A 12680-nucleotide genomic window follows, 5' to 3' on the forward strand; every position below is an offset into this window, starting at 1 on the left:
CCTTATTGGGGGGAACGGGTGGGCTCTTGTGATTCCTGGTTGTCGAGGGTGGTTTCGCTGTTCTGCGGGTAGAATCGCGAAATCCTCTTTAACGATGATTTCGCACAGATTGATGGCATCGTTATGAACAGTTGGATACATGACTAACTGCTTTGATAACGTTATCAGCGATAATATATTCTCCATAATGTTTCCTTAGCTATATGTTTTTATGTTACTTATCTTGTCGAGATGATCCGATTATTGAATGCTTGCGCGCTTCAAAAAAGCGATTTATCGTGAAGCAAATCTGATAAATTTCATCGTGTATATGAAACTCCCATCTCTTGCTTCATTTCGCTTCTTTGAAGCGGCAGCCCAAACCGGCAGTTTCGTCAAAGCTGCCGAGTCTTTGCATGTGACGCACGGTGCTGTCAGCCGGCAGGTCCGACTGTTGGAAGAGGCCTTAGGGATAGAACTGTTTGAGAGACGCAACCGGGCGATCTTTCTGAACACGGCTGGTCGTTCTCTGCATGCGGTCACTCAGTCGGTTTTCGAGCAACTCGACGGTGTAGTGTATCGACTACAGCAAACAGCACCGGATGAGGTGCTGACACTGTCTTGCGAGCCCACGATTGCCATGAAGTGGTTGATCCCTCGGCTACCCGCATTTCACCTGGCTCATCCTGATATCAATCTTCATCTGGTTGCGGCGGGCGGTCCGATTGACTTCTCGCGCAGTGGGGTGGACCTTGCATTACGGCGCGACGATTTTCATTGGGATCAGGAAATTCATGCCGTAAAGGTTTGCGATGAATGGGTAGGACCGGTGAGTCGAGACAGGCGAAGCCGCATGGACACTCTGGAGGACGTACGCTTACTGCATTCTGGCTCGCGGCCGAAAGCCTGGTCGACATGGCAACGCTTGGCGAAGGTTTCAACCAAAGGCAGTATTCGGATGGACTATGAGCACTTCTATCTGTGCATTCAGGCTGCCGTCTCAGGCTTGGGCATGGCTATGGCGTCCTTTCTGATGGTGCAGGACGAACTCGAGAACGAACAATTGCACGCGCCGTATGGGTTCGTACGGGACGGTTCAGCTTACTATCTGTTATCGCCAGAACCGCTTGAGCAGGATGAAAAAGGCACACGTTTCCAAACCTGGCTGGTGCAAGAAGCGGCGGGTTGTCTTCCCGTGATCAAGGGCCACGATAGCGAAAAATAGTGTTGCGTTATGGTGGAAGAGGCCTGCGCTATCTCGATCGCTAAAGTACAGAGGGCAGGGCGACCGGGATACATAATAAGCATCGACAGTCAACACGAGCGCACAGTCTTGCGCCATACCGGCGGTGCCTGAAACAGGCGCTTGCCCGGCACGCCGGGAGACGGTGGGGAAAGTAATAACTCTATGATGGCGTTCGCCATATCGGTCAGAGGTTGGGCAAAGGTTGTCAGCTGATAGCCGACCCAGCCAGCCTGTTCGATGTTATCAAAACCGATAACACAGATGTCCTCGGGAATACGCAAGCCAAACTCGTGGCGCGCCACGTCGATAAAGCCGCAGGCAACCAGATCAGTGACACAAAATACCCCATCCGGACGATGGCGACCCGCCAGCAGTTCCCGTGCCGCAGTCGCGCCGGTTTCATAACTGGCCGGCCCCGAACGGACTAACTGGCACGCTCCTCCGGCATGGCTGGCGGCTTCGAGAAACTTGGTTTCCCGGATCACCATACTGGGTGATCGGACGGAAGAAGAAATCATCGTGATATGCTGACAACCGGCTCGTGAGAGCATGTGATAAGCATCGGTCATGGTCGAGGTGTAATCGATTTCGATGTTGTCGGCACCGGCGAATTGCCCCATGCGGTTAATCAGTATCACCTGCTGACCGCTTTGCAGGCAGGTTTCAACCAGTGAAGCCTGTGGCGTGCCTGACAGTACGATGGTGGCGGCGGCGCGGTAATTGAGCGTCTGGCGCAATGCGGTATTGGCGCTCTCTTCACCGCCGTCAGTGTTGATTACCATGACCGCACGCTGTGCCTGATGCAGACGGCGGGTGATCTGATCGAGCAGACTTGCCTGGTAGGGGGCGCTGAGATTGCCCCCGAGAATACATACTGGACGACAGGCCTCTTTGGACAAGCTGCGCGCCAGATGATTAACGTGGTAGTTAAGCGCTTCGGCGGCGGCCAGAACTTTACGGCGTGTTTCGGCTGACACGCTGCTGCCGGAGGTAAACGTGCGCGAAACCGCCGAACGAGAAACCCCTGCCAGACGTGCCACTTCCGCTGCACTGGCCATACTTTTACCTGACAAAGCAGACATTTATTTATCTTACCTCTTCACTACTGGTTACTTAACGTCTGGTTGCCCAATGCCCAAACCCGCTGCCTTTAATACCTGTTCTATCTCAATAGCTCGCTGCGCCAGAGAAATTAGTATCGGTTTCGGCGTTTCGTGCCACTCATCCGGATGCAACTGGCGTTTATCCCGGATATGGGCGATAGCCGATGCTAACGTCGGATAGCGTTCCGGACATTCCAGATGCATAAATAAGGCGACGAGTGCGACAGAGCGACTGCGACCGCCACGGCAGTTGACCAGAATATTGCCCGGTTCCCGGTTACGGTAAGACGGCTTGTCGGGGATTTGCTGTAGCAGAGCGGAACGCATCAGGTGATAGCCGGCATGCAACATGGACGCTGCATTGCCGGAACCGTCGACGAGGCCGAGTTTATAGTAGCGAATGGGGCCTGAACCGTGGTTGATCAAGTGGGCGGACATATTCGGTTCTGGAGAGGAAACCCAGTCGATATCGAGGTTGACCGCGCAGTTGATGATGGTTCTGATGTTGTGCTGTTCCAGCAGCGCCAGATCGGTCGCTCCGGCGGAACCACCGATGTAAATGTCCATGCCCCAGCCGGGAAAGTCGGATTCTATCAAGCTGATAGCGGGTCTGGCGTAGCGCGGTGTTTTTATTTCGTCATCGGCCGGCTCCTCGGTGCGAGGCGTCTCTGTCGTGGCGACAGGGATCCCTGTCGCGCGGGCCAACGCATTGGCTACACCGGGTGCGGCGGCTAAAACCGGCTGGCCGTTAAATATCTCAGCGGTGCTGATGGGGGAATATCCGGTACTGCCGCCAGCTTCCCGTACCAGCAATAAACCCGCCAGACAATCCCATGCGTTCATATGTAATTCGGCGTAACCATCAGTGCGGCCTTCTGCGACCCAGGCCAGCGCCAGCGCACCAGATGCCCCGCGACGTACATTTGCTCCCTGACTCAGTATCGCCGCCATGACATCCAGATAACGTCGCTGGGTGGACCGCGGAGACCAACCAAGTTCGAATGTGGCGTTGCGTACGTCATCTGTTTTGGCGGTATGCAACGCCTGACCGTTTTTCTGCGCGTAGTGGCCGCGACGCGCCATATACAGTTCCTGAGTCGCCGGGTTGTAAATCGCCCCCAGTTCAGTGACGCCTTGAGCAATGAAGGCGATAGCGACGCAAAAGTGCTCGATGCCGCGCGCGAAATTGGCGGTGCCGTCAATAGGATCGACCACCCACAGGCTGGATGCGTCATTGGCGCTGCTGCCGGTTTCCTCGCCCAGCAGAGCATCTTCAGGAAACTCCTCGGCAATGGCTTGTCGGATCTGTTGTTCTACCAGTGTATCGGCTTCGGTCAGGAAGTCCTGATGGCCTTTAAGCGAGAACTCCCCCGGTTGACGAGAACGAAAGTGCCGGAGTGCGGTATTGCCAGCGTCGAGAATAATACGTTTTAAAGCAGCTTCACGCCGCTCCAGGTTAATCAGAGTCAAAGGTTTGCTCCCAGTACGAAAACAATGGAGAGCGCAGCAGCAGGCGCTCTCCCGTTGATAGTTCTATTTCTGGTAATTCAGATTCCAAAGGTCTTGCCAATCCTGGCGGCTCTGCCAATCTATTTTCGCTGTTGAGGTTTTGTATACCATCAATTCATCGCGATATTTTTCGATACCGGAGGCTTCATCTGCCGGCAGTTTTACCGTCTGGTTGGTAGACATCTTGCCGTCAACGCCTTGCGGTGCGATGCCTTTGGCGGTCATCAGGTAATGCATAAACAGTTTCGCGGCGTTCGGGCTGTGGCTACCGGTAGTAATGACGCCCAGACTGGGGTAATTCCAACCGATAAATGGTTTCATGCCGTGGCAGAGACCCAGTTTCATACCTTGTTTGTTTTCACGGAATTTCGCGGTAGAAACCAGACCGACGAAATCGTCTTTGCCATCTGGCGCACCAATGGCTTCTGCCGCATCGGTGTCGGAGTGGGTCAGCAGTGGGCCGTTCGCCGCCAGTGCTTTCACAAATGCCGCCATTGCCGATTTCTCTTTCGTTTTTAGCGGCTTGCCAAACTCTTGTCGATACGCATCGCGTACCGTTTGATCGTAATTGGTGGCCATCTGACTGAACCAGTCGGTGTAGGCCGGCTTACCGGTTGGATCCTGCATCGCTACTTTGCCACGCCACTTTGGTTCGGTCAGTTGCCAGATGTTAGTGATCGGGCAACTGCTGTGATGCACCGTATTATAGGCAAAAACATTCGGTGCCAGTACCACCGTCAGCGGATCTTGATAGTGCGCTGGAATAACGGTTTTCATGTCACCTGGTACCCAACTTTTGACATAACCTTTGTCCAGAAGCTGCTCTATGCCAGCGGGAGCGTCTTCTATGATTGCGACATCAGATTTGACATTGTGCGCCAGCGCTTCGCGGCTGAGAATTTCGATAATTTGTGGTGCATTAGCCTTGATACCAACCGCCTTAACACCGTATTGCTGGCTAAATTCCTTCGCCTGTTGAACGATCTTGCCGGTTGAGGCGTAGACGGTGATCGGCGCTTCTTTTTTCGCTGCGGCGATCAATGATTGCAGATCGAAAGACTCCGCTGCATGAGCACTGGCGGTAGCAGTAGCGCACGTCGCGAGTATGACCAGGCTCGTTATCAATTTGCGGTTCATGACATTTCCTTTGGTTGCGAGTTTTTGTGGTCTTGAATGGATAGTTTTTTTCGGTTTTCAATAGGTCGTTTTTGCTGGCCTGCTGTTAGCTTACAAAGTGTTCCTGACGTTGCCCCTGCTGGTTGAAAAAGTGTAGCGAGGCGGCAGGCAACTGACAGTGCACTTGCTGATTCGCCTGCCAACGTGGGCGCAGTTGTGTGGAGTGGAACAGGTGATCGCCGCCCCTTACCAGTTCAATCACCCAACTGCCGCCGGTTGGCATGATGTTGTCGATGATCATTGGCACGCTATCGGTCTGTGGCTGTTCGGATAGCATGATCTCTTCGGGACGAATGCCGCAGACATGCATTTCGTTCGGTAGGGAAAAACGCTGCTGAATGTGGCTCGCCAGCGTACTGGATGGCTGATTGAGCGAGATCATGTTCAGTTTGGGCGTGCCGATAAACTCGGCGACAAATCGGTTCGCGGGTTTGGCGTAAATCTCGTCTGGCGTCCCGACCTGCTGTAAATGTCCGGCACTCATGACCGCGATGGTGGTGGCGAGGGTCATCGCTTCCCATTGATCGTGGCTGACAAAGACGATGGTCGTGGCAAAGGTTTCGTGCAGGCGTCGTAACTCGGCACGCATCTCCAGACGCAGGGTGGCATCGAGATTGGATAACGGTTCGTCGAGCAGCAGTACTCCGGGATTAACCGCCAACATGCGGGCCAGCGCGACACGCTGTTGCTGACCGCCGGAAAGCTGAGTCGGGTAGCGGCTGGCGTATTCGGCGATGCGCAGCTTTTCCATAACATCCTGGCAGCGGGCGATGCGTTTTGTGGTCGGGACGTTCTGTAAGCGCAGTCCAAAATCAACGTTTTGCGCAACTGTCATATGCGGCCACAGAGCGTAACTCTGAAAGACCAGGCCGACGCGGCGCTGCTCCGGTGGAACAAACGTCGCCCGGGCAACGGAATCCATCACCTTATCGCCAATCGCAATTTCGCCGCCGCTGGCGGATTCAATGCCAGCAATCATACGCAGAATGGTCGTTTTACCGCAGCCGGATGGTCCAAGCAGACACATGAACTCGCCGTCTTTGACCGTCAGGCTGAGGCTGTCCACCGCCGGTTTCTGACCACCAGGGTAGATTTTTATCAGGTTGGTTAAGGTAATCGCAGGCATATCAATTCTCCAGACCTTCAGCCAGACCGGTACCAGAAATCTTCTGGATCAATATTGTGCCGGTCCATGAAATCAGCGCGATCATCAACACTACCGCGTTGGCCGCTTGCTGGTAGTTGTAATCAATCAAACGCAGGGAATAAGTGGTGAGGACGTCAGTGGCGGGTATCGCCAGAATGATGAACAGGCTGACGCCCTTGATACCAGAAATAAACGGCAGCAGAATGCCGGTTGTTAGCGGTGCCGCCTGGATAGGGATCACAATCCGTCCGATACGGGTAAACCAACCGGCGCCGGCGACGCGAGCCGCTTCTTCCGGCTCTCTGCCCAGTTGTGTCATCGCCGCGATACCCGAACGGCTGGCATATGGCATTTTCTCCGCAATGAGCGCAATGACCAGCAGCATGGGCGTACCGTACAAGGCGGGTATCGGCCCGTGAGCAACCGCAAACAGAGACAGGAAGGCCGCGGCAAACGCAATGCCGGGAACCAGATAGGGCAGGAAAGTAATCTGACGTAAAAATCCCCCGACCCAGCGGATGGAGCAGCGCATCACCGCATAGCCGACCAACAGGCCCAATACGCCGGCGGCAAGTGATGCGGAACCGACAATAATGATGGTATTCCATACCGCGTGCCAGAAATCAGGCGTGAGCAGAATTCCGTTATGCAGGGCGACCGTATCCAGGTTATGGCCAATCCAGAAATCAAAAGTGAAGTTATCGGCGGTAAAGCGTCCGGGTAATTTCATGATGGTGGAAAAAAACAGGGTGAGGAGCGGAATGGCAACACCCAATAGCACAAATGTGAGGGCTATGCCGAAAGCGGCGAAACCCCACCGGCCGAGATGGCGACGGCGATCCATTCCACTTTTGCCTCCCACCGTCACAAAACGTCTGGCTTCACGCAACATCCGCATATCCAGCAGCAAAGTGATCATGCCCATCAGCATAATGACCGCGGCGATCACCGCGGCAACACCATTCTGGCGCGATCCCAGCGCCCGGTACAAACCGGTGGACAGCGTCTCAAAATGTACCGGTAAACCGAGAATATAGGGAATGGCGAACTCGCCAATACAGTCGGCAAAGATCAGCAGCGCAGCTGACAACAGGGCCGGACGAACCAAGGGGGCAATAATGCGCAACGCGATGACCTTGCGCGACGCGCCGAGGACTCGCGCGCAATCTTCTAACTGAACGTCCATTCGCTTTAGCGCGTTACCCACAATCAGGATAACCAGCGGCGAATAGTGGATCATCATAATCACTACAATCGGGAAATAGCCATAAGCCAGCCAGTTCGGCGTATGAATGCCGATCACTTCCAGCCAGCCAGGCTGACCGCCCACCGTGTGGTTTTTAAAGATCGTGGTCCAGGCCAGGGCAAAGGTCCAGGATGGCAACATGAATGGCACAATCAGCGCGGTGGCGAACCACTTCCGCCCGGCCATATCGGTACGGTTGACCAGCCAGGCTAAGGTTACGCCGATGATCAGCGCACCTGATACGCTACTTATCGCCACCGAGAGGGTATTGATCAGCGGTGTCCAGAGTAGCAGGTCAGACATCCGCGACGCCAGGGTGCGCAGCAGATAGTAATAGGTAAAAGCGCCTTCGGTAGCATGTACACGTACGCTATCACCGTTTTGTACCACGACAGCGTCGAACAGAATGGACAATACCGGCGCCAGAATAATCCAGGCGAACAGCAATATCAGCCCGACACCAATTAAATTAGCCGGCTCGTGGCGAGCGATTGCAAGCATGTGCCGTAACTTGCACCACCATGAAGGTTCTACATGGTTAACCGCTTCAGGTATCACTTGGCTTATCCCTTTTCTGGTTTCAGACAGAAAGGACTATATAGAGGCTTTATGACGATTCAGTGACTGCTTTGCACCTATGTGCATTATTTTTGCAGCCTAAAACGAGCTATTTTAGGTAAGGAGAGCTCTGCCGAATGTGGTCGATTTTTCCACCATTCCGCCAGAAATCCAGGGTTGGATATTATTGACTGACACTGGTTGATGCCCGCCATAATGGAGCGTACATAGCGCGTCACTATAGCGGTGCCATCGTTACTCTCTATGTGCCAAAAAGCCAGATTGACCCGGCGCAATCTCTGTTTTTAGCGTGAGTTCCGGAATAGTGTACTCCCCTGCATTTTGTGCTCGGAAAGGGATGGGGACTTCACTCTCCAGGTTATCCAGACGCACACTGAGTTCATTACAGGTCTGTGAAAACCGATCGGCGTCCATACGGCTGGTACGGTAGACCAGAAAAGGGGGAAGAACGTCAAAGCCAGGGTAGTACAATATTCCATGCTGGAGGGGAAACAAAAGATCTTCCATCGGACCATTGATGCCCCGTTGGCTGTAATGGGATTCCCACCCACCAGTGGTCACAACCAACATGGCCCGTTTCCCTGTCATTACACCTTCTCCATAACGATTGCCCCAACGGGTATCTGAATGTTCTCCAACACCATAGGCAAAGCCATATGCGTAGACACGGTCTACCCATCCTTTGAGAATCGCTGGCATGGAGAACCACCACAAGGGAAATTGCAGAATAACCATATCCGCCCAACGTAATTTCTCTTGCTCGCGTGCGATGTCCTGGCTCTGCGTTCCTTGTTCGAATGCGTGCTTGGAATCGAGTGAAGGATTAAAAGGGGCGTCTTCTTGTCTGTCAGTGCGATCGTCGGCATCAAGCACCGCTTTCCATTTCATGGCATACAAATCCGATATCTGGACAGTATGTCCAGCATCTTCGAGATGTTTGACCGTAAAGTCTTTTAGCGAGCCATTTAAAGAGTGAGATTCAGGATGGGCATAAACAATAAAAATATTCATAATAGTATCTCCATGGTGTGATGCGCGTAGAGTAGACCGCCATCAGGTATCATAGAAATGAATTTAAAACATACCAGGTATTGCCATGACTAATCTCAGACGGCTGGATCTCAACCTGTTACTGACTCTTGATGCATTGCTTGAGGAACATAATGTGACCCGGGCGGCGTTGCGTTTGAATCTCTCCCAGCCATCGGTCAGTGTTCAACTTGCCAAATTGAGAGATATCTTTGGGGATCCCTTGTTGTTACCGGGTCCACGGGGGATGAAGCCAACCGCCAGAGCGGATGAATTACGCCAACCCCTGCGGCAAGCGCTGGAGTCCCTTGAGCACGCCATATTACCGTCCGCGCCCTTTGATCCCGCAATGGCCACACAGACATGGTGTGTGGCCGCTTCTGATTACAGCGAATCGACAATTCTACAGCCTGCATTGAGCGGATTACGTTCAGCGGCACCTGGCACCCGGTTGGCCATTGTTGAAACGGTACCGTCACGTATTGCCAGGCAAGCAGAGCAGGGAGAGATCGCGCTGGCCTTTCACTCCAGTGGGGGCGCCCCCTCCGGTTTGCGCCGTCGTGTGCTGTTTGCGGAACGTTATGTGTTGGCCAGCCGAGCTAACCATCCGCGTCTGAAAAAACGGCCTTCGCTTGAGCAATTCTGTGCGCTTGACCATGTGATCGTATCGCCGGATGGAGGCGGATTTCAGGGTATTACAGATAATATGCTCTCGACGATGGGTCTGACGCGCCGGGTTGTGCTCTCTGTACCTCACTTCCTGTTTGTTCTGTCAGTGTTGGCGAATACTGATCTTGTGGCGATGTTACCCTCACGTCTGGTGAGGAATAACTCGCTGCTACAGGTTGTTGAACCGCCGCTTGAGGTACCCGGTTTCGAGATGTTTATGCTTTGGCATGAACGTTTACATCGCGATCCCGCGCATCAATGGTTGCGGGAGTTCATTGCTGCTTCGGTGTGATATTCGGACGATCATTCTGCCTGAATGTGATTATGCAACCTCATGATATCTCCGCCTGGATGCGGTATCCCACCTTGAGCCAGACGGTATCTCTTAATTGGGTAATCGTCTGATAAGTAGCCGAATATAACCCAGTATCACCATCGCCAGACAGTTCCTCGCGTTCTCTTACTACTGTCGTCTGCGTTGGTGGGGCACAGTTAATAAAAAGTCACTTTTACTGAATAACTAAGCGTTATCTTATAGATCTGGATCATATTTTCCCGTTGGGAACGCGGCTATGTTGGTTATTCCGCTCAACCTGCCATTATTTGTAGTGAGTGAGGGAAAATCATTGGATTGCGTCGTCAGGGGGGAAGCATGCTGGATCATTTGAGTATTCCGGTATCGGATCTGAGCCGTAGTCGGCGGTTTTATGGACAGGCGCTGCGGCCATTAGGGTATGAGCTGGTCAAGAATATGAAATTTGCCGTCAGCTTCGGTGTGCTGACGGGGTACGGTTGTTCATCTGATCCTGGTGGTGAATTCTGGATTTTCCACGGTGAGGTTCTCACTCGCCCACGAGTGCATTTCGCCTTCAGCGTTGCGTCCCAGGAACATGTAGATGCCTTTTTTGCCGCGGCGATAGCGGCGGGTGGCGTCGACAATGGCCAGCCCGGTCTGCGTACCCAGTATCATCCCAACTATTACGCCGCGTTTGTCCGTGATCCGGACGGGTACAACGTAGAAGCGGTATACCATCGGACCGACGATGGCCGACGGGTATGCCGTCCGTTTGATGATTTCCCGGCACAATGCCAGATTTAACGCTATAACATCTAGCACCATTGGCAATGATAAAAAATAATTATGATTGTTATTTTTTGATTTATAAGGATTTTGGTGTTATAGCCGGTGGTGTAGACAGCTATTGACCTTTATCTTTTCACTTTCAATAATACGTTGCTGACTCGGGGTGCCTTTGCATTAATTGCGGTGGCTGAGAATTTACCCGTATAACCTGATCTGGATAATGCCAGCGTAGGGAAGTCACGGTATCTCATCGGTTACCGCCTTCTTGATATGCTGGTTGGGAGATTTATGAACGCTCGACCTGTGCTGTTGTCTGCCGCTGTTGCCGCAGATTCCCTGACTCAATTCCGCCATCTGGCGCCGTTAGTCCACTGCCTGACCAATGATGTAGTACAAAGTTTTACAGCCAACGTCTTATTGGCGCTGGGCGCCTCGCCCGCGATGGTGGTTGATCCCGGCGAAGCGGCGCAATTCAGCGCGGTGGCCGATGCGTTGCTCATCAATGTAGGTACACTGGAGCGCGATCGCGCGGATGCTATGCTGGCCGCGGTGAACAGTGCCAATCAGGCTGGAACACCGTGGGTGTTCGATCCGGTGGCGGTTGGCGGGCTGACTTTTCGTACTGAATTTGCCCGTGAACTACTGCAACTCAAACCGGCCGCCATTCGGGGAAACGCTTCCGAAATCATGGCGTTATCCGGGCTAAACATTCAGGGGCGCGGTGTGGACAGCGCCAACGATTCGTTAACGGCATTGCCTGCCGCGCGTGAATTGGCGCGTCGTATTGCTACCGTTGTCGCGGTGACGGGCGAAGTGGATTACGTGACGGATGGTGATCGTGACTGGGCTATTCCCGGCGGGGATAAAATAATGACACGGGTTGTAGGAACCGGTTGTGCGCTATCTGCGGTGGTTGCGGCCTTTTGTGCGCTGGCCGGTGACCGTTTGCCGCATGTGGCGACGGCGTGTCATGTGATGGCACTGGCTGGAGGACGAGCATCAGTACAGGTACAAGGGCCGGGAAGTTTTATCCCGGCGTTTCTTGACCACTTATATCACCTGCGTGCGGAGGATCTGGTATGAGACGCATCAACGCACTGACCATCGCCGGTACGGATCCCAGCGGTGGTGCCGGTATTCAGGCCGATTTGAAAACGTTCTCCGCACTGGAAGCTTACGGCACCAGTGTGATCACCGCACTGGTGGCACAGAATACGTGTGGTGTGCAGTCGGTTTACCGGATTGAGCCTGATTTTGTCGCAGCTCAGCTGGATTCTGTATTGAGCGATGTACGCATTGATAGCGCCAAAATAGGTATGCTGGCTCAGACTGATATTGTCGAGGTGGTGGCCGAGCGTTTGCGGCGCTATGTCGTGCCGTATGTGGTGCTGGATACGGTAATGCTGGCGAAAAGCGGTGATCCATTACTGGCGGCTGACGCGGTCGACGCCATTCGGCAGATGTTATTACCCCAGGTTTCACTGATCACTCCCAATTTACCGGAAGCGGCGGCCTTGCTGGCGTGTTCTCCCGCAGCCAATGAGCAGGAGATGCGTCAGCAAGGGGAAGCACTGTTAGCGATGGGGTGTCAGGCGGTGCTGATGAAGGGGGGGCACCTGAGTGATGAGGAGAGTCCGGACTGGTTATTCTCGGTACAAAGCGAGCCGGTACGTTTCACCGCGCCCCGTATCCATACCCGTCATACTCACGGTACTGGCTGTACTTTGTCGGCAGCACTGGCGGCGCTACGCCCGCGTTATAACGACTGGCCTGCCACCGTCATGGCAGCCAAAGCCTATCTGCAAGGAGCGCTGGAGCAGGCGGATTCACTGGAGGTCGGGAAGGGAATTGGTCCGGTACACCATTTCCACCGCTGGTGGTAGCCTATGGTATGTAAGGCATAATAAAATCAG

11 protein-coding genes and 1 riboswitch are annotated in these 12680 nt (G+C 53.6%); of the genes, 5 read left to right on the top strand and 6 right to left on the bottom strand.

Features of this window, described 5'->3' with window-relative positions:
• The first annotated feature begins 310 nt into the window (after window positions 1–310).
• Entirely contained in the window at window positions 311–1204 is an 894-nt protein-coding gene (locus tag RS889_RS06380) for a LysR substrate-binding domain-containing protein (RefSeq protein ID WP_315710940.1), read from the top strand.
• Between the two features lie 89 nt (window positions 1205–1293).
• Here the strand turns inward: RS889_RS06380 and RS889_RS06385 are convergent, their stop codons facing one another.
• From RS889_RS06385 to RS889_RS06410, 6 genes are all read right to left on the bottom strand, one after another.
• Entirely contained in the window at window positions 1294–2307 is a 1014-nt protein-coding gene (locus RS889_RS06385) for a LacI family DNA-binding transcriptional regulator (RefSeq protein WP_315709839.1), read from the bottom strand.
• Between the two features lie 27 nt (window positions 2308–2334).
• Window positions 2335–3798, bottom strand: coding sequence for an inositol monophosphatase family protein (locus tag RS889_RS06390; protein WP_315709840.1), 1464 nt, complete (start codon window positions 3796–3798; stop codon window positions 2335–2337).
• Between the two features lie 63 nt (window positions 3799–3861).
• Window positions 3862–4974 (bottom strand): ABC transporter substrate-binding protein, encoded by a 1113-nt coding sequence (locus RS889_RS06395; protein WP_315709842.1) that lies wholly within the window; start codon window positions 4972–4974, stop codon window positions 3862–3864.
• Window positions 4975–5059: 85 nt separating this feature from the next.
• On the bottom strand, window positions 5060–6139 hold the full coding sequence (locus tag RS889_RS06400) for an ABC transporter ATP-binding protein (RefSeq protein ID WP_315709843.1): 1080 nt from the start codon (window positions 6137–6139) through the stop codon (window positions 5060–5062).
• Window position 6140: 1 nt separating this feature from the next.
• The gene (locus tag RS889_RS06405) at window positions 6141–7907 is read right to left on the bottom strand and encodes an ABC transporter permease (protein WP_315709844.1); all 1767 of its coding nucleotides are present in this window, start codon (window positions 7905–7907) and stop codon (window positions 6141–6143) included.
• Between the two features lie 312 nt (window positions 7908–8219).
• Window positions 8220–8996, bottom strand: a complete 777-nt coding sequence (locus RS889_RS06410; protein ID WP_315709845.1) for an NAD(P)H-dependent oxidoreductase — start codon at window positions 8994–8996, stop codon at window positions 8220–8222.
• 85 nt (window positions 8997–9081) lie between these two features.
• On the opposite strand from RS889_RS06410, the gene RS889_RS06415 reads away from it, so the two are divergent.
• The 4 genes from RS889_RS06415 (at window position 9082) to thiD (ending at window position 12650) form a co-directional block, all read left to right on the top strand.
• The gene (locus RS889_RS06415) at window positions 9082–9975 is read left to right on the top strand and encodes a LysR family transcriptional regulator (protein ID WP_315709847.1); all 894 of its coding nucleotides are present in this window, start codon (window positions 9082–9084) and stop codon (window positions 9973–9975) included.
• A gap of 360 nt (window positions 9976–10335) precedes the next feature.
• Window positions 10336–10782, top strand: a complete 447-nt coding sequence (locus RS889_RS06420) for a VOC family protein (RefSeq protein WP_315709849.1) — start codon at window positions 10336–10338, stop codon at window positions 10780–10782.
• A 134-nt stretch (window positions 10783–10916) separates the two neighbouring features.
• Window positions 10917–11019, top strand: a riboswitch (TPP riboswitch).
• A 36-nt stretch (window positions 11020–11055) separates the two neighbouring features.
• Window positions 11056–11850, top strand: coding sequence for a hydroxyethylthiazole kinase (thiM, locus tag RS889_RS06425; RefSeq protein ID WP_315709851.1), 795 nt, complete (start codon window positions 11056–11058; stop codon window positions 11848–11850).
• Complete coding sequence (gene thiD / locus RS889_RS06430; protein ID WP_315709853.1) at window positions 11847–12650, top strand: bifunctional hydroxymethylpyrimidine kinase/phosphomethylpyrimidine kinase; 804 nt, start codon at window positions 11847–11849, stop codon at window positions 12648–12650. Before thiM ends, thiD begins: the two co-directional genes overlap by 4 nt.
• The last annotated feature ends 30 nt before the right edge of the window (window positions 12651–12680 follow it).

The sequence above is a fragment of the Brenneria uluponensis genome (assembly GCF_032395385.1).
GTDB lineage: Bacteria > Pseudomonadota > Gammaproteobacteria > Enterobacterales > Enterobacteriaceae > Prodigiosinella > Prodigiosinella aquatilis.

What these genes read in the sequence shown, in the direction of transcription:
- RS889_RS06385 (WP_315709839.1), bottom strand. Translation starts at nt 2,307, where the DNA reads ATGTCTGCTTTGTCAGGTAAAAGTATGGCCAGTGCAGCGGAAGTGGCA.
- RS889_RS06410 (WP_315709845.1), bottom strand. Translation starts at nt 8,996, where the DNA reads ATGAATATTTTTATTGTTTATGCCCATCCTGAATCTCACTCTTTAAAT.
- RS889_RS06395 (WP_315709842.1), bottom strand. Translation starts at nt 4,974, where the DNA reads ATGAACCGCAAATTGATAACGAGCCTGGTCATACTCGCGACGTGCGCT.
- RS889_RS06400 (WP_315709843.1), bottom strand. Translation starts at nt 6,139, where the DNA reads ATGCCTGCGATTACCTTAACCAACCTGATAAAAATCTACCCTGGTGGT.
- thiM (WP_315709851.1), top strand. Translation starts at nt 11,056, where the DNA reads ATGAACGCTCGACCTGTGCTGTTGTCTGCCGCTGTTGCCGCAGATTCC.
- RS889_RS06415 (WP_315709847.1), top strand. Translation starts at nt 9,082, where the DNA reads ATGACTAATCTCAGACGGCTGGATCTCAACCTGTTACTGACTCTTGAT.
- RS889_RS06420 (WP_315709849.1), top strand. Translation starts at nt 10,336, where the DNA reads ATGCTGGATCATTTGAGTATTCCGGTATCGGATCTGAGCCGTAGTCGG.
- RS889_RS06405 (WP_315709844.1), bottom strand. Translation starts at nt 7,907, where the DNA reads ATGCTTGCAATCGCTCGCCACGAGCCGGCTAATTTAATTGGTGTCGGG.
- RS889_RS06380 (WP_315710940.1), top strand. Translation starts at nt 311, where the DNA reads ATGAAACTCCCATCTCTTGCTTCATTTCGCTTCTTTGAAGCGGCAGCC.
- thiD (WP_315709853.1), top strand. Translation starts at nt 11,847, where the DNA reads ATGAGACGCATCAACGCACTGACCATCGCCGGTACGGATCCCAGCGGT.